Source organism: Psychrobacter sp. PP-21 (genome assembly GCF_033790785.1).
GTDB lineage: Bacteria > Pseudomonadota > Gammaproteobacteria > Pseudomonadales > Moraxellaceae > Psychrobacter.
Genome location: NZ_JAMYEB010000003.1, coordinates 109,862 through 131,101, shown reverse-complemented (window position 1 = coordinate 131,101; position 21,240 = coordinate 109,862). Strand labels below are relative to the sequence as shown.

Genomic DNA, 21,240 nt, shown 5'->3' with positions numbered 1-21,240 from the left:
GAGTATGAATAATGAGGGGATTCTACAAGAGATAGCTTGTCATATTATTACTGCTGTGTAAAAAACTCATGAGGTCAAATGATTGTTTTTTAAGGAGAAAAATCTGTTTTTGGCAAGAAAAATTGATATTAAAAAAGCTAAATATGATGTTATAGAGATTGGTTCTCATAAACAAGCTGACAAAATACTGGAGACGGGATAATACAATGCAAATGGGTAATATATAAATACAAATACTATCGATATAGCATAATTAAGGCGGTTTACATCTATTAAAACACTGGCTACTGAATGTAACAAAACCTTTCTATAGTGTTTCCAAACCACTAATATAAGAAATTAAATACGCTTTTGAACACTTCATAAAAAATATTTATCAATTAATAAATACCTAGCTTATAGTTAAGTCTTTATAAAATCGATACAGCCCATATCATAAAATAGTTTAGGTAGATTATTCTCCATCCACCCTTGGCGTAGAAACTTAGCCTGTGCCCACTTCTTCTCGATAGGGTTTAGATCAGGGCTGTACGGTGGTAGCCAAAGAATACGATGGCCATGTCTGTTGAGTAGCTTTTGAATACGTTTGCTTTTATGAAACCGAGCGTTATCCATGACAATCACGCATTTAGTCTTGAGACTTGGAATTAAAGTGTGTTTGCACCAGTCGTAGAATATGGTGCCATTGATGTTCTGCTCAAAGTAATCAAGCGCAAAAAGCATTTTTTCATAGAGAGCTCCGATGACGTTGGTTCGCTTTTTTGCTTGCCAGTTGTAGCTATCGATACAGGGTGTACCAATCGGTGCATAGCCATGAGAACGAATGGTTTCAGCCTCAAAGCCGCGCGCGTATATATAGACAATGGGGTAGCCTTGCTGCGTAAAGCTATCAAGCTTATTCTGGAATACCGCTCTTTTTATCGGACACGCTTTTGGATGTTCTAAGGTCTTTTTTTTGACTGATACCAAGACGCTTTAAAGCATTAAAGATGCCAGTCTTACTACAGTTCAAGCGACGAGCTCTTTCATAGTTATAATCATCTGGATATGTTTTTACGTCTTCAATCAATGCGTCATCAGGTATTTTAGTTGGTGCTTTATTTCTGGTTGTTTTAGGAGTTAGGTTCTGCTGCCAGCTGTGAATGGTGCTGGTGCTAAGTCCATAAAACAGCGCAGCTTCTCGTATGGTCATGCCATCAGCGATGCTAGAAAGTACCTGTTTGCGATAGTCTATTGAATAAGTCATTGTTTATTTCATTAATTAAGATTGTTATAAATATTGTATCGGTTTTATTTGGATTAGACTATAGAGTAAAAGTACTTATTTATCTGCATTTTGGAGTCTCAGCATAGCTATACGTCGTGGCTGGTAATATTTATATAACGGTGTTTGTCTTTATTATTACTACCATAAAAGGTAAGTTAGAAATAGATAATATATCAATATTAAGTGGTCAGTTATGACCTATCGTTCGAAACTGGTGAACCGATATCACTAATATGCTTTTATTTTGAGGGAAATAACATGGCAGAGAAAAACTACTATGACATTTTAGGGGTCAAAAAAGATGCTTCAGATGCTGATATCAAAAAGAAATACCGTAAGCTCGTTCGTCAATATCACCCTGATGTCAGCGACCACCCCGACGCGGACAACAAGATTGCAGAAATAAACAACGCTTACGAGACCATCAGAGACAAAGACAAGCGCGCTGAGTATGACGCGATGCTAAACAATCCATTTGCAAATCAAAGCCGCGCAAGTGGCTTTGGTGGACAGAGTGCTGCAGGGCAAGGCGGGTTTCGTTGGGAAGATATCAAAAGCCAGTTTGGTGATGGTGAGGCTTTTGGTGACGGTGGTTTTCGCTTTGATGATATTTTCTCAGCGTTCGGTCGCGGCGCGCGTGGATCAGCTGGTGGGCAAGCGGGTAGCCGCTCTCAAAGCAGCGGGTTTGATCAGTTTGGTAGTGATTTTGGTACGCAAGATAGCAAAGGTCAGGACCAACATGCCGAGATTACGGTTGATTTATCCTCAGTATATAGTGGTGACGATTATAGTATCAAACTAAATGTCCCTGTGCGCCAAGCTAATGGCAACGTCGACTATGACAACAAAACCCTAAAAATAAAAATTCCAAAGGGTATCACGGATGGTAAGCAGATCAGGTTGGCTGGACAAGGCGCTGCTGGTAATAGTCATGGTAAAAATGGTGACTTGTTTTTAAAGGTTAAAATTCGCCACGATGCCAATATCCGAATAGAAGGCGCGGATGTCTACCAGACCGTAAATATCGCACCGTGGGAAGCGGCACTGGGCGAAAAAATTAACGTCAGTACGCCAGCGGGTACGCTTGGGGTAACGGTGCCCAAAAATAGCAAATCAGGTAGCAATTTACGTCTAAAGGGTAAGGGTATTCCTGCCAAACAATCAGGCGATTTGTACTTAACTTTAAATATTGTCAATCCTGATATCAGTAGCGAAGAGGCCATCGATGCGTATGAACAGCTCAAGCAAGCCTTTGCTGATACCAGTATCAACCGTTAGACGACGCCCTTGATAAGAGTCATCTATCACTATAATGATAAGCTACGCGTAGAGATGACTAGGATAACGATGAAATAGAGCAAACGAGGATAATAGCTATGAAACACTCGACTGAATTTACTGACATTATCATGAGTTTAGATGAGCTAGTCACGGCCTGTGGTCAAGAGCGCCAATGGGTCATTGAATTAATCGAGGAAAATATCATTGAATATGATGTGCCAGAGCGCGAACAGTTCACTGGCTATCAGTTGACGACCGTACGCCGCGCCTCACGGTTGAGTCGTGATTTTGAAGCCAGTGTACCTGCTATTGGTTTAATTATTGAGTTATTAGATGAAGTTGAGCAGCTACGCCAACTCAAACGTCAAACAGAGCTGCAATCCCCAGTTATAGAGATTGATATAGACAGTATAAAGTAGTTATTTACTGGTAATACTCAATAAAAAAGGGCCCTTCAAAGGCCCTTTTTTATGTTTATAGAGATGCTGCGCCAAACATTAGCGCGAGTAAGTAGGATCAGCGGCAGCGGTAAATAGTACATCCGTTGAAGAGTTCAAGGCTGTCTCTGCTGAGTCCTGAATGACGCCAATAATAAAGCCGATGGCCACCACTTGCATGGCGATATCATTTGGAATACTAAATAAGCTTGCCGCCAATGGAATGAGCAATAACGAACCACCAGCCACACCAGAGGCACCGCACGCACTGACCGTCGCAACGAGGCTTAACAATAGTGCTGATGCAAATGTAACTTCGATACCTAGCGTATGAGCGGCCGCAAGCGTTAATACGTTAATTGTGATTGCAGCACCCGCCATGTTGATTGTGGCACCCAGTGGAATGGTTACTGAATACGTGTCCTCATGTAAACCCAGCTTGCGTGCCAGGTTCATATTGACTGGAATGTTGGCGGCTGAACTACGGGTAAAGAAGGCCGTAATACCTGACTCACGCAAGCAAGTAAACACAAGGGGATAAGGGTTTTTGCCAGTCTTCACAAGGACAATTAATGGATTAGCAACCAAAGCAATAAATAGCATACAGCTGATGAGTACCATCAAGATACGTGCATAACCTGCCAAAGAAGCAAAACCTGTCTCAGCGACAGTACTGGCGACCAGTCCCAAAATACCAAATGGTGCCAACGCAATAATCCACTTAACGACCTGTGAGATGGCATCAGCAAAATCACCAACGACATTGCGCGCACTATCACTGGCCTGACGCAAGGCAAAACCAATGATAATCGCCCATGCTAATATACCGATGTAGTTGGCTTCAGCGATGGCATTGATCGGGTTTGCGACCAGATTCATTAACAAGTTCGTTAATACTTCTTTTAAATCAGCAGGTGGTACTTGCGCGATATCGGCGTTTACCAAGACCAAATTCGTCGGGAATAAAAAGCTGGCACCGACTGCGGTTAGTGCGGCCAAAAAAGTGCCGAACATATACATGATCAGCACAGGCTTTACGTAGACTTCATTACCACTGCGGTGCTGACTAATTGCTGCCATGACCAAAACAAATACCAAGATGGGAGCAACTGCCTTTAACGCACCGACAAACAGGGTACCGAGTAAGCCTATGGCAGTACCCACACTTGGTGCAAGCCAACCGATCAGTACGCCTAACACCAAACCAATAATAATGAGCGGCACCAGTCCTATACGCTGATACATCGCAGTCAATGAACGCATGTGTATATCCTCGACGTCTGTCAAAAGTAAGTGAATTGTTTAAGGGGAAATTTGTCGAGGGATGGTAGCATTTTTTGGCATATTCGCATACCGCTCATAGCAGCGAGTGCCGTACGCAAAGTGGAAGGTAGTAGGCGAACATATAGAATAGGATAAATTATGACGCTAGAAAGGGTTATACCTAGATAATACTTAGCTAAATCTAGGCAATAAAAATGCCTCAACAATGAGGCATCAAAGACAGCGATATATCAGGTAACAAGTAGATTTTGTGATAGCAAATTCTATAAAAAGTGGCAAACAGACAAAGTGACAAGGTAAAAGCTAAACTAAACCTTAAAGTGGGTCAACTCATAGCCTGATTGTTGATACGCTTTATATTTATCACGGCCCGCTTGGGTACTTGCCGTATCTGGTTTGATCAGCTCAAGGACTCTGGAAGGTTTGGCATTACTAGTAGCCACCATAAAATCATTAACAGGATGTGCGGTAGTATTGAGTACAATACCGTTGAAGTCTGCTGGCATATGATTACCAAGCAATACAGGTGTCATAGACTTACTAGCCGCCATGTCGATATCAGTCTGATTATCTAAAAGACACTGATGCGGTATAAAACTCGTGGCGTCGTGTGCCCAAAGTGCCGTATCTAGGTCTGATAGTAACGCTTTATCTTCAACTAAAATAAGCAAAGACTGATCGCTTTTATTGAGCGCTGTCTGAGTCAACTGACAAACAAAGCCCAAGAAATCTTGGGCTTTACTCTCACTTAATATATAAAAGCTGATCTTCATAGAACGCTTATACTCTGTCTGCGCTGTTTTTTAGATATTGCATGAATAGTGGCACAGGGCGACCAGTTGCTGCTTTGTCTTTACCTGAATTCCATGCGGTACCAGCGATGTCTAAGTGTGCCCATGCTTGACCTTCTTCAACGAAGCGCGACAAGAAACAGGCGGCGGTGACAGCACCAGCGCCTTTGCCACCGATGTTTTGCATATCAGCGATTGGTGAATCAAGCTGAGCCTGATACTCGTCATCCAATGGCATATGCCAGACAAGATCGCCTGATAGGTTACTTGCATTTTCTAAGTCAAACAATACATCTTCATCGTTACTAAATACCGCTGAACGCACATGACCTAAAGCAACCACACAAGCGCCAGTCAGGGTAGCGACATCGATAATGGCTTTCGGATTATAGCGCTGTACATAACATAAGGTATCTGCGAGCACTAAGCGACCTTCGGCATCCGTGTTCAAGATTTCAACTGACTTACCATTCATCGCTTTTACGATATCGCCTGGACGTGTGGCATCACCTGATGGCATGTTTTCAGCACAAGCGAGTGCGCCAACGACATTGATGGGTAGACGTGCTTCACACAAGGCTTTGATGGTACCAAGTACTGACGCCGAACCGCCCATATCAAACTTCATCTCATCCATTGCTGCACCTGGCTTGATTGAAATACCACCTGAATCAAAGGTAACCCCTTTACCGACCAATACAATTGGGGCATCATCGCTAGCATTGTCTGCTTTCTTAGCTGACTTTTTGGTTGGTAGCTTATCAGCCAGTGCTTTTAGACCAGATACTTTTGCGTTGCTGCTGGTTGTCTCAGTCGCTCCTGCCTCTGTACCAAATGCTGATTTACCGCGATACTCCATCAGTACTAGCTTGCCTTCTTTGGTAGAGCCTTGTGCAACGGCTAAGAAGCAGTGCATACCTAACGCAGTCATCTCGTCTTCGCCAAGTACCTTGACGGTCAACAAATCAGGATAAGTGGTTGCAAGCTCTTGAGCTTGTTCTGCCATATAGGCTGGGAAGCAAATATTACCTGGCTCATTAGCCACGTCACGAGTGAGGCTCTGACCGGCAAATACTGACTGAGCAAATGCAAGTGCAGGCTGCAAGGTGTCATCAGCTACTAGGTAGACATCAGTCAATACAGGCGTCGCTTGCTCAGACTTATACTTATCAAAACGATAACTGGCGGCTAGTAGATTGAGCGCAAATTGACCAAAGTGATTCTCTTCTAGCGCGTCGCCCAATGCAACCGTAATAGAAGACACACGCTTTTGTGTGCTGCTATAGATGGTCTTAGCAATTTTTTGCAATACAGTGTTATTGAACTTATCCGTGTTGCCCACACCGACTAGCAGTAATTGTACAGGATTCTGTTTGGTTGTCTTTTTATCACCTGCCAACGCATAGTCAGCAACGGTCTCACCAGCAGTGCCTTTGAAATGTGACACGTCGATCAACTGCTCAATACGAGCGGTATATTCGCCCAGCACAGATTCTGCAAGAATGTTTTTCTTATCATCGACCAATACAACCAGACAAGCGTCGTCTTTGCTTTTGGCTTCTTTTTTTAGCATTTTTTGTGTATGGGTCTTTGGTAGGTGCTGAGATAATTTGATATTCATATCGTTATCCTTATTAGAGTTATAAAAAATACAGCGTTCGTATGAGTGCGTATGCCTGTTAAATTATTAGATTATTTGGCCTATTGAGCAATCACAGTAGTGTAGCATATTGCGATGATAGTGCGCAGTTAGCAAGGCTTAGGTAATAAGTTCGTACAATTTTACTGCGCCAATTTACACGATCATTTTAAGACTTAGCCATTAACCAATTCGTCTGTCGTCATTAGGGCACTGAATCTATCTTGCAATGCTGCCATCGCCGTATCATGCATAACTTCAGCACTGATAGTTTCTTGTTTGGTGCTAGGTAGGTTGCGAGTTGCACAAGCGTCATGACAGACAAAGCTATCAAAGCCCAAATCAAATGCAGCGCGAACGCTTGAGCTGACGCACATATGACTCATAAAGCCTGCAAAAATAATTTGCTGCCTTGATGCAGATGAAATCATTGACTGTAGCTGAGTATCGTGAAACGTATTAGGATGTTTTTTGGTAATCACCGCCTCGCCATCTTGCGGCTGGAGCTGCTCAACAATCTCAACATTGGCTGATAGGGGATCAAAGACATTGCCGTTTTCGGGGCCGTGATGGGTAATATGAAAGACAGGCACGTTTTGCTGACGGGCTTTATCAAGTAAGCGCTGCGCGTTTTCAATCGCTTTAGTACCAGCGTCTCCTAATGGCATCGCGCCATCGACATATTCATTCTGATAATCAATAAGCACGAGCGCGCACTTCGACCAGTCGAGTGCATCAAACGTGCCACCAGCGAGTTCAAGTAGGGTAGAGGGGATAGACGTCGTATTATTCATTGATCTTATTCTCCATTTAACGATATAAAAGTATTTTTTGCACTTGGCATCTTTTTACTTAGCTTTACTTAGCAATGTCACTCAGTCTAGCAATTAATATTGGTCATACGCACTCGGTGATACGAACGACAAACAAACCTTTCTAAAATAAATAAAGCAAAAATATCATGGAAGAGAGGTCTTTTCATTTAACCTCATTTAAGGTTGGGTCACTGCTTCATCCAATATTTGCTATATTTCTATCTTACTGTCAATAATGCGCGATCAGCAAGGTGTAGGTAATGTTTTCAAACACATTTCACAGCCATTTTTAGGCAAAACATGCTAGCATTAGCGGTTATATTTGCCGCTTGTATTTGTTTAGTATGACTAATCAGTCGTCCAGCAGTATTTGCTGAGATCTGAAGGTCTATTTGAACTTATGTCTTGACCATGCTGCATTATCGTCGTCTTTACATTCGATGAGAACTGCTCAATCAACCACGCGCCTACCAACTGTTTAAGAGTACCCATTGTGATATTACGCCGCTATATGACTCAGCAAGTTGCCTCGACCACTGCACTGGTGTTGGGGTTTTTGGTGGTGATGATGCTTGGTGGACGTTTGATACGTTATTTTGGCATTGCTGCCGAAGGGCGTTTGGATGTTAGCCTACTGTTCACAATCATTGGGTACAATCTGCCGTACTTTTTAGAATTGATATTGCCGTTAGCCTTTTTTATTGCCTTGATGCTGGTGTTTGGTCGTTTATATGTTGATCAAGAAATGGCGGTTATTAATGCTAGTGGCGTGTCTCGTGGCAGACTGGCGCGATTGATGACGCCATTGATATTGGCCTTGTTCGTTGGAGAGGCTGCGTTGTCTATTGTGGGTAAACCATGGGGCGTACGCTCATCTGAGGCGGTCTGGCAGCAACAAGCACTGACCAGTGCGTTTGATTTGATTCGACCGAATGAGTTTATCAGTAGCGGTAACTATCACTTATATGTAGGCAGTCTCAGCGATGATAAGAAAAAACTGCAAGATGTGATCCTGATTCAGTCTGAACCTGCGTCAAAAGGCAGTGATACTAAAGATGCTGCGGATATGAACAACACTATTGATCAAAAGACAGCGGATCAAGTCGGCATCTCCGATATGCCAAAAGACATTATAAGTAGTAGTGCACAAAATATCAGCAAGGATACGATTACGCTTGCCAAGCGTGCTGAGCAAGTAAATACGGGTAATAGTGGCGTGACACAATTGGACTTATTCCAAGGTCGTCGTTACGAAGTGGGCGCAGGCAGCTTAAAATACAATCAAGTTACTTTTGATCGCTATCGCATCACCCTGACCGAATCCTCACAAGATGTCATCACCGAAGACAATATAGAGACCCAGCCAATTGGACCGCTATGGCGCGCTGCAACCGGTGACGCACAGACCAGTACCAATAACGCGCTGCGTGCCGCTCAAGGTGAGCTAGGTTACCGTCTCGCATTACCATGGCTGATGATTATCGCACCGATGCTAGCAGTACCGCTTGCACAAGTACGTCCACGCCAAGGACGTTGGTTGCGTTTGTTTCCCTCTATCTTGTTATTTGTGAGCTGTGCGTTAGGTATCATCTCGCTCAAAAATGCGGTGAGCAAAGGCAGCGTCAGCGTGTGGGCATATGCATGGTTAGTGCTAGGGTTTATGGCATTGGCGCTCTATTTGAATTGGGGTAGCCGTGTGCAACATCGCCTGCGTTTTCGCAAACAAGAAAATAGACTGGCTGCAGCCACTGCACATAGTGATATCGATAATAAAAATCACCGCTCATCAGGAGGGCAGTCTTAATGCGCTCTTTATTTGCTAAGTCTGCAAGCGCTGATCAACTGGCCAAAAAACCAGGTAGCCTAAAAGTGCTAGGCCGTTACGTCAAACTTAATGCCTTGCTTGCTATTATCGCTGCTGTTATGGGTCTATGGGCGTTGCAGCTGGTGTTTTCTTATTTGTCAGAGCTTGATTCTTTGGATGACAGCTATACGATGGGTGAGGCGCTTAAATATATATTCTATCGTTCGCCTTACTTTTTAGAGCAGTTTATTCCAACGGGTGCCTTACTTGGCGCTGTTATCGGACTGGGCTTACTCGCTAATAAAAGCGAGTTGGTTGTTATGCGTGCAGCTGGAGTCAGCATCTATCGTATCGTTGGCTGGGTATTACAACCCGCTTTGATTTTTGTGCTATTGGCATTAGCGATCAATCAGTTCGTCTTACCCTCTTCCAATCAATTGGCAAAGCAGATTAATGACGAGGATAATATCTCTCTGGTTACCTCAGTACGCGGCTATTGGACGATACAGCCACGGTTTGATAGTGCAGAGGATGGTAGTGCCATACCTGATGGTAGCGATATTTTGTACATCGATTATGCCGATGTCGCAGGCAACATTGGCGAGGTCAAACGTTGGCATTTAGATAACAACGGTAATCTGCAAACGGCAGTTCATGCTGAAGGTGGCAAATATACTGGGCGTGAGCCGATTGATCTTAGCAGCGATAAACCAAGCGAGCAGTATCGCTACGAGTGGCAACTGAACGATATGGTCAAGCTCAGTATCAATCAGGGTTTTGAAAGTAGCCAAGCGGTCTCAGCATCAGATACCCTCAGCTTACCATTTGCCCCAGAGTCCGTGTATTTGCTCACGCGAAAAGCAGAGGACTTGTCATTGACGCAGCTCTATGAGCATCGTACCTTTATGCGTCAACAGGGCAATCGCTCCTTAGAGCATGAAGTGGCGTTCTGGCAAAAGCTGCTGTCACCCTTGTCAATATTATCATTGGTCATCGTTGCTTGCTCTTTTGTCTTTGGCTCGCTACGTACGCATAGCTTAGGCTTGCGTATCGTCGTGGCCTTGCTTTTCGGTCTGCTATTTAGCTATATTCAAGACTTGGTTGGGTTTGTATCGCTCGCCACAGGATTCTCGCCCATGCTCATGGTGTTACTACCAATTATCGGCAGTGCAGCGCTCGGTGGTTATTTGATAAAACGACAAATGTAGCAGACAACCTATACCCTTGAATAAACCAATAAAAAGCACGTTACATCAGAGGTAGCGTGCTTTTTTTGACGATCTTTTGTGACTCAATGCTAAATATTATTCTTTAATCGCCATAGTAATTGTGTAGGTTTTACCTTGTTTAATCTTTTCACTATTGCCAAATACTTCGGTAAATGAGCGTTTCACAAATTGACGTAAGCCATTAATCGTCACGACATAAAAACGTCCACCCTTGCGCATGCGCGCATAAGCATCGAGGAAATACAGATAATGCTGCTCTTTACCTACTTTGGCTGGCAAGTTCGACATCACAAGGCTAAAGTCTTTGTCGGCTGCTACATGGTTAAAGCCATTTGATAAATGCACATCGACGTTGTTTAGACCGTTTTTCTCACAGTTACGGCGCGCATACTCTACCGCCATAAAGTCTTTATCAATGAGCGTATGCTGACCATTTGGACATTCACGTGCTGCTGTCATACCCAGCACACCATAGCCACAACCCAAATCGATCGAATCATCATCGTCTTGGAAATCTACATAATCAAGCAGCATCAGGCTACCATCATCGAGCTTTTGCGGTGAAAAAATACCCCACGTGGTCGCAAAATCAAACGGCTTACCCAGTACGTCTTGGCGAAAGTTAATGTCTTCGCGCCAGTGTTCGGCGTTTTTGAGGAGGTCGGCAGGTGGCTTATGATTTAGTGGGTGGCTCATAGGATTCTCAGATAATGAATAGGTAAAAGGGGGTGCGTTGTCCAATTAGACAGTGCGCATCGTATGATGGGTATTGTAGCGAGAAAAGGATGGGTTTGCAGCTATCTATTGTATTGTGGGACGTCGTTATTGCAAAAATTGTGATAGGAGCTGATCCTGCCGTCCGCTATTATCTGCCATATCTGCTAGGGCACGGCTATAGACAGGTCAGGTTGCTGCTACCGCGACATCCTGACCTACCAAGCCTTCGCAATCTAGCAGTTATGACAGGATAACTGCTCCAGTCAGGGCTAAACTGCACCGTAAGGCGACTATTGTATTATTGCGAGATTTAAATGGGGAAGACAGCTGTTAAAGGATGATAAACAGCATTTCTAAGACGTCGATATGTTAATTTTAAATTTTTGAGCAAGTTACATTCGTTAAAATATAGTTAACTGAATACCAAATATATATGACAAGATAGATTCTTTCTATGTAACATGTTGAAAAATATAGTATATTATTTATTTTTCTTAGTTTTCAGCTCTTGGCCTTTCTTAAAAATCGCGTTACTCATTGCTTTATACTTCAAAATCTCAATTAACCACCTTGACTTGCATTAAAGTATGCAATAGAATCTAAGTTATAGAGACAAGAAAAAGCCCCTGAGCGAGCTATCCGACTAAAGAGAGCGTTCAGGAGCAGTTTTTCAAATAGAGTAATGGATTATTAAACAGCTCAGGCTGTACCATTTTTTTACGAATACTACATGAGGTAGTAATGGATAGTTTACCCAAAGTACTAGATTTTGTCAACGAACAAGCAACTTATCAAGTGGCACGTAGCGGTCATTTTGAACAGCAAGGTGATCAAGTAAGAGCTGATGCCTACCGTAATAGGTCCAAGGACTTTCTATCTTTAAAACAGTTTATCGAAAATAACTATAGAGAAAAACCCTCCTCAAACTCTATCTATATCACTCCTAATGACCTTATTGGTTTACCTCCTGAACTAATTGCAGAGCTTAATATCTCCGAATCAGATAAACAGGATTTCCTATTAATGGAAGTTGTTGAAGATCTGGGTGGTATTGCAAGTATCGATAAAATAATGATTCGAGTTTACCATAAAACTGGTGAAATACTTGAGCGTCAAAAGCTCGGTGCAAAGTTATATAGAATGATTAGTAAAAATTTAATATATTCTCTTCCTAGTAAGAAAGGCGTTTATTCTTTACAACCAGTGAGCGAAGAGGAGGAACAAAATATGGAGGATTAAAAAAGCTCAGCAACGACAATTGCTGAGCTTAGAAATTAAAAACCAAAAAAAATGAGTAGTCTCAGAGGTTGATGACTATCATTATTTTAAGGTATTTTGTACTTTTGCAGGGTACACACATACTTTATATTAAATGTTAGGCATTGTCTATGCCTCTGTGGCTACTTGTAAATTGATATCTCATTAATTATAAGAAGTCAGGAGGCCTATATGGCTAAAGAATGTTTCTACCCTAAAGCCGTTCATGTACGTTGGTACTGGCGGTATAGATTCAAACGCTGGGAACGCGTTTGTGAACATTGCCGTAGTTATCCAAATCAGCAGTTGTCTTTCGATTTTTAACTGCTAGAGTTTAATTTTATAAAATGGCAATGGCTTTAGAGCTGTTGCCATTTTTTTATCTTCGAAGATAACTCTTTATATTACATTCCTAAGCGTTGCCAGCATACAAAAAATTTTAATCTTAGTTCCCCAACCTTTTCTTTAAAACATGATCAAACACAAAAGGCCCAAAAGGTAAAAACGAGCCGAGAACCCCAGCAGGTAGTGCCCAAAGCGGCATTTTAATTTTGCTCGCCGCAAACAGCAGCATCAAGATATAAGCGATAAATAATACGCCATGCGCCATGCCAATATATTTCACTGCCTCAGGAATGCCAAGCATATATTTTAGCGGCATGGCGATGCCTAGTAATAATAAAAAAGACGTGCCTTCTAAATAACCTAAAATAGTAAGATTTCGAAGGGCAGCATTTTGTTGTTTAGTTAGGGTAGATAAGGTAGATGGCTGAGCTTGCGACACTATGTATTCCTCTGACGATCATGAACCAATGTTGAATGACAATTCTGCTCACCACGCTACCCAAAAGTTACCCACGCGGATGATGAGTAGCATGTAACTGCTGCAATCTTGCGGTCGCCACATGGGTATAGATTTGCGTGGTGGATAAATCACTATGCCCAAGCAATAACTGCACGCTACGCAGGTCGGCACCATGATTAAGTAGATGCGTGGCAAAGGCGTGACGCAGGGTATGCGGTGATAGTTCTTTATCGATACTGGCAACTTTGGCATATTTTTTAAGCAAATACCAAAAGTTCTGACGCGTCATATAACCACCTTGTGCAGTCAAAAACACTGCTTGGCAATTGCCAGATTTCAAATGCGCAATCAAATCCCCGCGCCCATGAGACAGATAGTCTTCTAACGCGTCACTGGCATATTCACCAAGTGGCACCAGCCTCGTTTTATTTCCTTTACCTGTGATTTGTAGCCAGCCAGCATTTAGGTTCACTTGTTCTAGTGCTAGGTTTATCAGCTCACTGACGCGCAGACCGCAGGCGTAGAGTACTTCTAGCATGGCTTTGTCGCGCAGTCCGAGAGCAGTGCTGGTATCAGGCGCGGCTAAGAGGTTATCAATATCAGCCTCGCTCAAGTCTTTTGGCAGTGGGCGACCAAGCTTTGGACTTTTGATACGTTCACAAGGATTGTCTTCACGTAGGTTGCTCGCGATCATCCACAGATAGAATTGACGTAGGCTTGAGAGCATACGCGCTTGGGTACGCGGGGTTTTGCCATCTTGAGTGAGTAGTGACAGACAGTGCAGCACATCATCAGGCTGCCAGCGAGTCAGGGCAATAGGATTGGTTAATTCACAAGCACGTAAATCGCGCACATACGCATTACGAGTACGCGTTGCCAGGCCACGTGCCAGCATGGCTTGACGGAACTCGGTCATATAAGCTGGCTCATCATCGACTGCCAGTGCTTTTGGTTGCCTTTGCTGTACGGCGCGATCACGGCTCATAAGACAATCTCAGATAAGGGGTAGGTTAGCAGTGACAGGTAATTATTAGGAAAAAACCAGACCTATTACGCCTCTTTTTTCTTAACCACATAACGATACAGCGTCACGCTTGCAGGTGTAGTATCGTCACTATCGATGGTGATTTCGTCAGGGTCAGTGTCTAGGCTGATGTTTTCTGCCAGCGTTTCTTGAGTCATCAGTTCATGACCCAAATGACGACAGAAATTTGGTATATCGCGAGTGGTAGCAGGGTCGGTTGCCAGTATTTCGATCATATCCCCACTATCTGCTCTGCGGATGACTCGGTGTAGCATCATCACAGGCTCAGGGCAGATCAGCCCCTGCGTGTCTAGATGATGGTTGATCGGGGTATCTGGTATAGAAGTGGTCATAGTCATTACCGTAAAGCTAAATAGGTGGGTTTAATAACAGTTGGTTTGCGTGATTTATTGATGCGTGCTGTCTGAATCGTCTACCATATCTATTTCTTGCGTTTCGTCATTATCAGGCAAGTCAGCCACTTCTAAAAAGTTAAAAAAGCGCTTAAAACTTACTTTAAATAAAAAAGCCACACCCAGCCAACAGGACAATCCCAACCAGACAGTATCTGCAAATATTAACCCACCAATCAGTATGATAGTCGAGACACCGATACTCATCGCAATCATCGAAGGCTGGTTCAAACGGTAGCGATATACCACCAGCGCATCATAAATAGTAATAGGAATGGTGAGAGCAACTAGAGCATAGGGTAGGTTATAAAACAATCGATAAAGAAGCTGGTTGTCATGGAACATCTTGATGCTAGCGATGGTGCCAAAGACCACAAATGCGAGAATAGCCGCATAAATAAGATAAATCGCTACTTGGTTTGCACGCTGCGCACCTCTAATACGGGCAATAGCAAGCGGTGCAAAACCATGTTGCGACTTAGTATGCAAATCTTGGTCTGAAGCGGTGGTCATAGTAATCAGTCATTTATCTGTGGAAAGAGACGATATAGCGAAGTCGCGTCATAAGGCAACTATGTATTTCAGGTACTTTTTTGACTAGTCGGCTTTGATCGCGTCAATAGCAATACTGCTAGCTGGGTCCGAAAAATAGGTCGACATCAGGATACAGGCAGAGATGTCATCAATCGGGTCGCGCTCATTTTTTATCCAACCATTATCCCATGCGATTTCTCTTGCTTCGATTGAGGTCAGGCGCTCATCACATAGTGACACGGTTACGGGCAGATGTTGCTCCATGATCCTATGTGCCAAACGACGCGCAAATTTATGTGCTCGTTTTGAGAGCATGGAGCTACTGCCATCCATATTAAGTGGTAGACCGACGATGACTTGTGCCACGCCCCAGACCTTAATAATACCGATTAGATTGTCCCAGTCAGGCTGACCATTATTCATCGCCAAGATGTCAAATGCACGGGCGGTCTGAGTCATGGTATTACCAAGCGCCATACCCATTTTTTTGACACCATAATCTAGTGCCAAAATAAGATGCGGCTTTACCGTTGGTTCAGCACTCTCGGCAATGCCAGTCTCAATGGTAATGTTACTGGTATTCAGGTCACTGGTACTAGGGTCACTATGACTGACACCAGCAGCATTGAGGCTATCAATGGCACTGTTTATAGCGTCTTTGCTAGTGGCTGTAAAAGGGCTATCTACCATAGTCACGGCTATCCTGTGGTTCTGTATCTGTATTTATAAGGCGTAATTCATAAAACATATGATATCAAGCGTGACCAATATCACTACTGAGATAATCAAAGTTGACACCGATTTTGTCCGCAGCGATTTGCCAACGTTCTTCAAATGGCGTATCAAACAACAAATTAAGGTCGGCGGGGCACACCAGCCAGTCACCATTACCCAGTTCTTGGTCTAACTGCTTTTTGCCCCAGCTGGCATGACCCAGACACAGTTGATAATGACCGACACCTTGTCCTGCAGCGATACGCTTTAGGATATCCTGGCTGGTTGTGATACAGACGTTCTCCGAAATCGCAAAAGAAGACGCCCACTCTGGTTGACCAGTATGCAGCACAAAACCAACCTCAGGATACATGGGACCACCTTCTAGTGCCACATCTTCCATCACTTGTGGATTGGTCACTTCGATATCTAAATCTTCTAATAGCTTACCGACTCGAGATTGCTCAAGTGGACGATTAACCATCAGACCTAGCGCACCATGCTTGTCATGACGGCAGATATAGATAAGCGCCTGCTCAAACCTGGGGTCTGACAGCTCTGGTGCAGCAATCAAGAAGTGATGGGTCAAATTGGTTTTAGACATAGAAACAAACGCAACCAAATAAAAAGGGTGAGAGACCACTATATGGTGATAACGGATAGAAAAGCAAGATTCACGCCACATGCTACTGACGGTTATAATTGTCTAGTAAACACTGTTATCTAGTAAACACTGTTTTGCTGACAAACAACAGATAATTTAGCGATAGTAGGCGTGCTATCTGATAGTAGGTTATTTGACATCAGACAATAAGCTGCGAGCATGATCACGAGTGACCTCTGTAATGGTCACCCCGCCAGACATACGGGCAAGCTCATCTACTTGTGCACTGTTAGTCAATATGAGTAGCTCGCTTTCAGTTTGCTCTTGATGATGCTTTTGTACCAATATATGCTGATGCGCCTGCGCTGCGACTTGGGCTTGGTGAGTAATGGCAAGCAATTGCTGCGTTTGCCCTAGTGTGCGTAGCAGCTCACCAACGACTTGTGCCGTACCGCCACTGATACCGACATCGACTTCATCAAATACGAGCATGGGCTTGGCAGCATTATTATCAGCATTGGTCGCTTGTAGTACTTGCATGACCAGCGCCATGCGCGATAGCTCACCACCTGAGGCGATTTTGTGTAGTGGCTGCATCGGCATACCGACATTGGCACTGAACAGTAAGTCGACATCGAAGCACCCCTGCGCGTTATAGTGACCTGGCTCTGCCTTTTCGGTAAATATGAACTCGCAGCGAGCATTAGGTAGTGCAAGCGGCTGTAACTGCTCAATAAGCTGTTTACTGATTGAGGGCGCCACTTTTGTACGCGCTTTATTTAGCTGAGCTGCCAATGCCAGATAGTCCTGCCAAGCTTGCTCGATTTGAGCAGCCATTACATCACTGCTCGGCTCATTTTCTAATTGCTCTAATTGCTCTTGCCATCCTTTTGCTTCGTCGATCAAATCACCTGCTGGCAAGTTGTGCTTACGAGATAGGCGATGACCCAAACTGATGAGATTGTCTAATGATTGCAAACGCTCAGGGTCAGGCAGTTGCTGCTCGGCATAGTCCGACAGTAGGGTCGTGGCTTCAGTGATTTGTTGCTGTGCCAAATGCAGCTGTTCAGAGGCTTGCTCAAACGTTTGGCTGACACTTACTTGATGATCACAGAGTTTAATAGCTTGTCCAAGCAACGTCATAACGTCTGGTTCGTCAGTATCGTTATCGAGCAGATGCAAGCCATGACTGGCCTCCTGCATGAGGGCTTCGATATTGGATAACTCTTCATGCTCAGATTCGACGTCTGCATAATCGACAGCCAATAAAGGTGCGATATCCGCCAGTTGGCTTTGTAGCAATTGAATACGGTCTTGACGCTGTGCTTCACGGCTAGCGATGTCATCAGCGCGGCGCTTTAGCTGCTGATACTCCTGATAGCTACTGGCAGTTTGTTCAGCTAGCGGCGTGATTTGTGCCATCTCATCTAACCATTGCACCACAAACTGTGGTTTCAGCAAGGCCTGCTGAGCATGTTGACTGTGTATATTAACCAGTAACGTGCCTAAGCTTTTTAGCTCAGCCAAGCTGACAGGTGACCCATTTAACCATGCTTTTGAGCGTCCTGTATCACTGAGCTGGCGACGAATAAGCACTTCAGGCTCTTCTAACGCTCGATCATTTTTGATAAACCACTCAGCGATAACAGGGTCATTTGCGATATCAAACTGAGCATAGACATCTGCATGTGCTGCGCCATGCCTGACCATCGCACTGTCTGCGCGCGCGCCGACACATAAAGACAGCGCATCTAATAATAACGACTTGCCAGCCCCTGTCTCACCAGTGATGACATTAAAGCCTTCAGCTACACTCAGCTCATGCTTAGCGATCAATGCAAACTGATGTAAAGTTAATGATACTAGCATCAACGCCTCTCGTGACAGACAATGGACTTCATATAAAACTCAAGGAGTTATCTATGAAACGGGATAAATAATGAGATGATTTTATCTATTTAACCGTATTAAGTAGATAGATATTGTAGGCAAATAGTATGGTGCTAAATAGGTTTAAATACAAACTTTAAGACGATGTATAATAGACTTTCTTCTAGGAAGAGTATCATATAACTATCGAAAATAGACCGCAAGTCATTACTATAATGTCTACAATATCAACTATTAGGATAGTTTGATGTCTCAAAACCAAGTAGGTATATAAACAGCCAATATATAAAATAACTCGGGCAGTGCTCATGACAGCCTATCCCTTATACTGATTAAATAGTCATACGAAAAAACACTAATTAAGTCGATGGTTATTCAGTACTAAGCAGTATTTTCCTAGTCGCTTTAACAAACTTTATGGATATAATGTGGTAGCATAATCTCACACAATGATAAAATGTAATACATGACAACAAGTCATGAGTTTGTAAAATTATAGGCGTATAGTGGGAAGCACAATGTCCCGATCAGTTGTTGTTCCAAAGCGTTTTCATAGAAGCTGCGATTACTTGTAGTGCGCAGACATCTAGTATAAAAGGATACAGTACGCATAGCAGAAGTGTCTGGTCATGACGCTATGCTGGGACGACTGTAACCCGTTACTTATTTTTTAGTTTTACCATAATTATTTGATAAGGAAGCCACGATGACAGCGGCGCAATTTACTAACGTAACAGTCAATGCACAAGCGACAATATCTTATGACGGTCGATGCTCGAGCCATACCATTATGTTTGAAGATGGTCGCCATAAGACATTGGGTGTTATCCTACCCTGTGATAATCTGGTAGAGCACTATCACTTTAGTACCAATACCTCTGAGCGTATCGAAATCACCAGCGGCGAATGTGAAGTGAAAATCAACGGCGACGAGGAGTTTAGCTACTACCGTGCAGGTCAATCATTTGTCGTCGAAGGCAATAGTGGTTTCAATCTTCGTACCGAAGAGATCGTTCAGTATGTCTGCCACCTAGAGGGCTGATCATATTAGAAGGCTGATAGTGTTAGCAGTACGATAAAAATACCGTTACGCTAATATCATTAATGATTGGCTAATAATGTCAACAACCAAAAAATAAACAATATCAGGTTGGTATTGTTTATTTCTGTTTTTAAGTCTTGTTCAATTGGCAATGAATAGTCATAGCTACATCTATTATCAGTGCTAACGACATCCTTTTTACTCCATCGCTTATCGCGATACCCACCTAATATTTAATAGGCCTACTATGGCAAAACCCATTTATTTTTATGGCATCCATGCGATTGATGCGCTACTTGAACATCGTCCTCTTGATGGTCTTAGCTTATTTGTGCAGCAAGGGCGCGAGACTGACAGTCATGTACAAGCCATCATAGCCCAAGCTGAGGCTAATGGTATTAGTATTCAGCCAACCCAAAAAGACAAGCTAACGCAGTTATGCGGTAGTCCGCAGCATCAGGGCGTGGTCCTCAATGCTCGTCCACTAGGTTTCGCCGATGAGGGCTTACTCGATACCATTATTGGTCGTGAGCAGTGCTTGTTATTGGTACTGGACCAAATCACAGACGCGCATAACTTTGGTGCATGCTTGCGTACGGCAGTTGCCATGGGTGTAGATGCGGTTGTTTGTCCCAAACATCACGCAGCAAGCCTAACGCCCACAGTAGCCAAAGTATCGGTTGGTGCAGCAGAAATGATGCCGATTATCAGTGTCACAAATTTGGCACGCACGTTGTCACAAATTAAAAGTGCTGGTGTATTTGTATTTGGTACGGCGCTCAATGCCGATGCCAAACCAATACATGCTGCTGATCTGACTGGGAAAACTGCTATTATTATGGGTTCAGAAGGAGAGGGAATGCGTCGCCTAACAATGGAAAGCTGTGATGAGCTTGTATATATCCCAATGTCAGGAAACGAGCATGGCAATTTACAGAGTCTAAATGTGAGCGTTGCAACTGGTATGGCATTGTACGAAGTTAATCGACAGCGAACTTTAGCTGCTGGGCAAGCATAAGATACTCTTGATGTAAGGGTTCTAGCTGTAGGTATAAGGATGCCAGATCACTTTCATTGAGTATGACGTTGTCCGCATGACGATTACGCTCTTCACGACTGAGCTGATTGGTCATAATGGCTTTGATTTTTTGTATACTTTGATCATCACGCTGACTGGCACGTGCAAGCTGCGTGTCCTCAGCGGCGTCCATGACTAGAATACGTTGACATAAATTAGCAAGTCCTGCTTCCGCAGCCTCAATCAGTAGCGGTGCGGACAATATCACATAGGGGGAGGTACTAGCCTCTAGCTGTGCTTTTGCCGTTTCACGTATCGCTGGGTGAGTGATAGCTTCAAGCTCAATCAGTGCTTCGGGGTTTGTAAACACATGAGTGCGCACAGCAGCTCTATCCATTGACCCATCACCGTTCAACACCCAATCACCGAATTTTTTCTGGATTTTGCGTAACGTGTCGCTGCCTTTGGCAACAGTTTCATGTGCAATCACATCTGCATCAATGATATCGATACCTTGTTCAGCAAACCAAGCGCTAGCAGCGGATTTACCACTACCAATACCACCTGTCAAACCGACTACAAGTGTTTTATTACTCGTTTGGGGACTTTGTGATTGATGCGAATAAGGGTGAGGCGTGTTTTTTAACATAGTAGCAGCTTGTCTAGTATATATAG

Annotated in this window: 23 protein-coding genes; 8 read left to right on the top strand and 15 right to left on the bottom strand. The window is 43.6% G+C overall.

The genetic code is table 11. From position 1 onward, the window contains the following. Positions 1-402: 402 nt before the first annotated feature. Positions 403-969 carry an IS630 family transposase gene (locus tag NJD71_RS04640; protein WP_442967649.1) on the bottom strand — a complete coding sequence of 189 codons (567 nt, stop codon included), beginning with the start codon at positions 967-969 and terminating at the stop codon, positions 403-405. Then, positions 896-1,246, bottom strand: coding sequence for an IS630 transposase-related protein (locus tag NJD71_RS04635; RefSeq protein WP_102093161.1), 351 nt, complete (start codon positions 1,244-1,246; stop codon positions 896-898). The genes NJD71_RS04640 and NJD71_RS04635 overlap by 74 nt, the downstream gene beginning before the upstream one ends. A 279-nt stretch (positions 1,247-1,525) precedes the next feature. Between NJD71_RS04635 and NJD71_RS04630 the strand changes: the two genes are divergently transcribed. Continuing rightward, complete coding sequence (locus tag NJD71_RS04630; RefSeq protein ID WP_319050773.1) at positions 1,526-2,545, top strand: DnaJ C-terminal domain-containing protein; 1,020 nt, start codon at positions 1,526-1,528, stop codon at positions 2,543-2,545. 98 nt (positions 2,546-2,643) lie between these two features. After that, entirely contained in the window at positions 2,644-2,967 is a 324-nt protein-coding gene (locus NJD71_RS04625) for a chaperone modulator CbpM (RefSeq protein WP_319050772.1), read from the top strand. Positions 2,968-3,045: 78 nt separating this feature from the next. Here the strand turns inward: NJD71_RS04625 and sstT are convergent, their stop codons facing one another. The 4 genes from sstT to NJD71_RS04605 form a co-directional block, all read right to left on the bottom strand. Continuing rightward, positions 3,046-4,248, bottom strand: coding sequence for a serine/threonine transporter SstT (sstT, locus tag NJD71_RS04620; protein WP_319050771.1), 1,203 nt, complete (start codon positions 4,246-4,248; stop codon positions 3,046-3,048). A gap of 329 nt (positions 4,249-4,577) precedes the next feature. After that, entirely contained in the window at positions 4,578-5,042 is a 465-nt protein-coding gene (locus NJD71_RS04615) for a DNA polymerase III subunit chi (RefSeq protein WP_319050770.1), read from the bottom strand. 7 nt (positions 5,043-5,049) lie between these two features. Further along, the gene (locus NJD71_RS04610; RefSeq protein ID WP_319050769.1) at positions 5,050-6,681 is read right to left on the bottom strand and encodes a leucyl aminopeptidase; all 1,632 of its coding nucleotides are present in this window, start codon (positions 6,679-6,681) and stop codon (positions 5,050-5,052) included. 194 nt (positions 6,682-6,875) lie between these two features. Continuing rightward, on the bottom strand, positions 6,876-7,493 hold the full coding sequence (locus NJD71_RS04605) for a cysteine hydrolase family protein (RefSeq protein ID WP_319050768.1): 618 nt from the start codon (positions 7,491-7,493) through the stop codon (positions 6,876-6,878). Between the two features lie 532 nt (positions 7,494-8,025). Between NJD71_RS04605 and NJD71_RS04600 the strand changes: the two genes are divergently transcribed. Together NJD71_RS04600 and lptG are read left to right on the top strand one after the other, a co-directional pair. Beyond that, complete coding sequence (locus NJD71_RS04600) at positions 8,026-9,318, top strand: LPS export ABC transporter permease LptF (RefSeq protein ID WP_319050767.1); 1,293 nt, start codon at positions 8,026-8,028, stop codon at positions 9,316-9,318. Further along, positions 9,318-10,526, top strand: coding sequence for an LPS export ABC transporter permease LptG (lptG, locus tag NJD71_RS04595; RefSeq protein ID WP_319050766.1), 1,209 nt, complete (start codon positions 9,318-9,320; stop codon positions 10,524-10,526). The genes NJD71_RS04600 and lptG overlap by 1 nt, the downstream gene beginning before the upstream one ends. A gap of 96 nt (positions 10,527-10,622) precedes the next feature. On the opposite strand, the gene NJD71_RS04590 is transcribed toward lptG, so the two are convergent. Next, entirely contained in the window at positions 10,623-11,243 is a 621-nt protein-coding gene (locus NJD71_RS04590) for a class I SAM-dependent methyltransferase (protein ID WP_319050765.1), read from the bottom strand. Positions 11,244-12,005: 762 nt separating this feature from the next. Here NJD71_RS04590 and NJD71_RS04585 point away from each other — a divergent pair. Beyond that, positions 12,006-12,503: a hypothetical protein gene (locus NJD71_RS04585; RefSeq protein ID WP_201547512.1), complete on the top strand. Its 498-nt coding sequence runs from the start codon at positions 12,006-12,008 to the stop codon at positions 12,501-12,503. A 210-nt stretch (positions 12,504-12,713) separates the two neighbouring features. Then, positions 12,714-12,845: a hypothetical protein gene (locus NJD71_RS04580; protein WP_319050764.1), complete on the top strand. Its 132-nt coding sequence runs from the start codon at positions 12,714-12,716 to the stop codon at positions 12,843-12,845. 121 nt (positions 12,846-12,966) lie between these two features. Here the strand turns inward: NJD71_RS04580 and NJD71_RS04575 are convergent, their stop codons facing one another. The 7 genes from NJD71_RS04575 to recN form a co-directional block, all read right to left on the bottom strand. After that, positions 12,967-13,305, bottom strand: coding sequence for a DUF3817 domain-containing protein (locus NJD71_RS04575; RefSeq protein WP_319050763.1), 339 nt, complete (start codon positions 13,303-13,305; stop codon positions 12,967-12,969). Positions 13,306-13,372: 67 nt separating this feature from the next. Beyond that, on the bottom strand, positions 13,373-14,311 hold the full coding sequence (gene xerD, locus NJD71_RS04570; protein WP_319050762.1) for a site-specific tyrosine recombinase XerD: 939 nt from the start codon (positions 14,309-14,311) through the stop codon (positions 13,373-13,375). A gap of 65 nt (positions 14,312-14,376) precedes the next feature. Beyond that, positions 14,377-14,703: a sulfurtransferase TusA gene (tusA, locus tag NJD71_RS04565; RefSeq protein ID WP_319050761.1), complete on the bottom strand. Its 327-nt coding sequence runs from the start codon at positions 14,701-14,703 to the stop codon at positions 14,377-14,379. 54 nt (positions 14,704-14,757) lie between these two features. Next, positions 14,758-15,276 (bottom strand): hypothetical protein, encoded by a 519-nt coding sequence (locus NJD71_RS04560; protein ID WP_319050760.1) that lies wholly within the window; start codon positions 15,274-15,276, stop codon positions 14,758-14,760. A gap of 84 nt (positions 15,277-15,360) precedes the next feature. Further along, positions 15,361-15,987, bottom strand: a complete 627-nt coding sequence (gene ruvX / locus NJD71_RS04555; RefSeq protein ID WP_319050759.1) for a Holliday junction resolvase RuvX — start codon at positions 15,985-15,987, stop codon at positions 15,361-15,363. 64 nt (positions 15,988-16,051) lie between these two features. Next, entirely contained in the window at positions 16,052-16,615 is a 564-nt protein-coding gene (locus tag NJD71_RS04550) for a YqgE/AlgH family protein (RefSeq protein ID WP_319050758.1), read from the bottom strand. 189 nt (positions 16,616-16,804) lie between these two features. Beyond that, positions 16,805-18,484, bottom strand: a complete 1,680-nt coding sequence (gene recN, locus NJD71_RS04545; protein ID WP_319050757.1) for a DNA repair protein RecN — start codon at positions 18,482-18,484, stop codon at positions 16,805-16,807. A 727-nt stretch (positions 18,485-19,211) separates the two neighbouring features. Here recN and ppnP point away from each other — a divergent pair. Both ppnP and rlmB read left to right on the top strand, forming a co-directional pair. Continuing rightward, on the top strand, positions 19,212-19,547 hold the full coding sequence (gene ppnP / locus NJD71_RS04540; protein ID WP_319050756.1) for a pyrimidine/purine nucleoside phosphorylase: 336 nt from the start codon (positions 19,212-19,214) through the stop codon (positions 19,545-19,547). A gap of 247 nt (positions 19,548-19,794) precedes the next feature. Then, entirely contained in the window at positions 19,795-20,565 is a 771-nt protein-coding gene (rlmB, locus tag NJD71_RS04535; RefSeq protein ID WP_319050755.1) for a 23S rRNA (guanosine(2251)-2'-O)-methyltransferase RlmB, read from the top strand. Here the strand turns inward: rlmB and coaE are convergent. Then, on the bottom strand, positions 20,528-21,214 hold the full coding sequence (coaE, locus tag NJD71_RS04530) for a dephospho-CoA kinase (protein WP_319050754.1): 687 nt from the start codon (positions 21,212-21,214) through the stop codon (positions 20,528-20,530). The genes rlmB and coaE overlap by 38 nt on opposite strands. Between the last annotated feature and the right edge of the window lie 26 nt (positions 21,215-21,240).

What these genes read in the sequence shown, in the direction of transcription:
- ruvX (WP_319050759.1), bottom strand. Translation starts at nt 15,987, where the DNA reads ATGGTAGATAGCCCTTTTACAGCCACTAGCAAAGACGCTATAAACAGT.
- NJD71_RS04580 (WP_319050764.1), top strand. Translation starts at nt 12,714, where the DNA reads ATGGCTAAAGAATGTTTCTACCCTAAAGCCGTTCATGTACGTTGGTAC.
- lptG (WP_319050766.1), top strand. Translation starts at nt 9,318, where the DNA reads ATGCGCTCTTTATTTGCTAAGTCTGCAAGCGCTGATCAACTGGCCAAA.
- recN (WP_319050757.1), bottom strand. Translation starts at nt 18,484, where the DNA reads ATGCTAGTATCATTAACTTTACATCAGTTTGCATTGATCGCTAAGCAT.
- ppnP (WP_319050756.1), top strand. Translation starts at nt 19,212, where the DNA reads ATGACAGCGGCGCAATTTACTAACGTAACAGTCAATGCACAAGCGACA.
- NJD71_RS04605 (WP_319050768.1), bottom strand. Translation starts at nt 7,493, where the DNA reads ATGAATAATACGACGTCTATCCCCTCTACCCTACTTGAACTCGCTGGT.
- NJD71_RS04635 (WP_102093161.1), bottom strand. Translation starts at nt 1,246, where the DNA reads ATGACTTATTCAATAGACTATCGCAAACAGGTACTTTCTAGCATCGCT.
- xerD (WP_319050762.1), bottom strand. Translation starts at nt 14,311, where the DNA reads ATGAGCCGTGATCGCGCCGTACAGCAAAGGCAACCAAAAGCACTGGCA.
- NJD71_RS04585 (WP_201547512.1), top strand. Translation starts at nt 12,006, where the DNA reads ATGGATAGTTTACCCAAAGTACTAGATTTTGTCAACGAACAAGCAACT.
- coaE (WP_319050754.1), bottom strand. Translation starts at nt 21,214, where the DNA reads ATGTTAAAAAACACGCCTCACCCTTATTCGCATCAATCACAAAGTCCC.
- tusA (WP_319050761.1), bottom strand. Translation starts at nt 14,703, where the DNA reads ATGACCACTTCTATACCAGATACCCCGATCAACCATCATCTAGACACG.
- rlmB (WP_319050755.1), top strand. Translation starts at nt 19,795, where the DNA reads ATGGCAAAACCCATTTATTTTTATGGCATCCATGCGATTGATGCGCTA.
- sstT (WP_319050771.1), bottom strand. Translation starts at nt 4,248, where the DNA reads ATGCGTTCATTGACTGCGATGTATCAGCGTATAGGACTGGTGCCGCTC.
- NJD71_RS04600 (WP_319050767.1), top strand. Translation starts at nt 8,026, where the DNA reads ATGACTCAGCAAGTTGCCTCGACCACTGCACTGGTGTTGGGGTTTTTG.
- NJD71_RS04625 (WP_319050772.1), top strand. Translation starts at nt 2,644, where the DNA reads ATGAAACACTCGACTGAATTTACTGACATTATCATGAGTTTAGATGAG.
- NJD71_RS04550 (WP_319050758.1), bottom strand. Translation starts at nt 16,615, where the DNA reads ATGTCTAAAACCAATTTGACCCATCACTTCTTGATTGCTGCACCAGAG.
- NJD71_RS04630 (WP_319050773.1), top strand. Translation starts at nt 1,526, where the DNA reads ATGGCAGAGAAAAACTACTATGACATTTTAGGGGTCAAAAAAGATGCT.
- NJD71_RS04615 (WP_319050770.1), bottom strand. Translation starts at nt 5,042, where the DNA reads ATGAAGATCAGCTTTTATATATTAAGTGAGAGTAAAGCCCAAGATTTC.
- NJD71_RS04560 (WP_319050760.1), bottom strand. Translation starts at nt 15,276, where the DNA reads ATGACCACCGCTTCAGACCAAGATTTGCATACTAAGTCGCAACATGGT.
- NJD71_RS04610 (WP_319050769.1), bottom strand. Translation starts at nt 6,681, where the DNA reads ATGAATATCAAATTATCTCAGCACCTACCAAAGACCCATACACAAAAA.
- NJD71_RS04590 (WP_319050765.1), bottom strand. Translation starts at nt 11,243, where the DNA reads ATGAGCCACCCACTAAATCATAAGCCACCTGCCGACCTCCTCAAAAAC.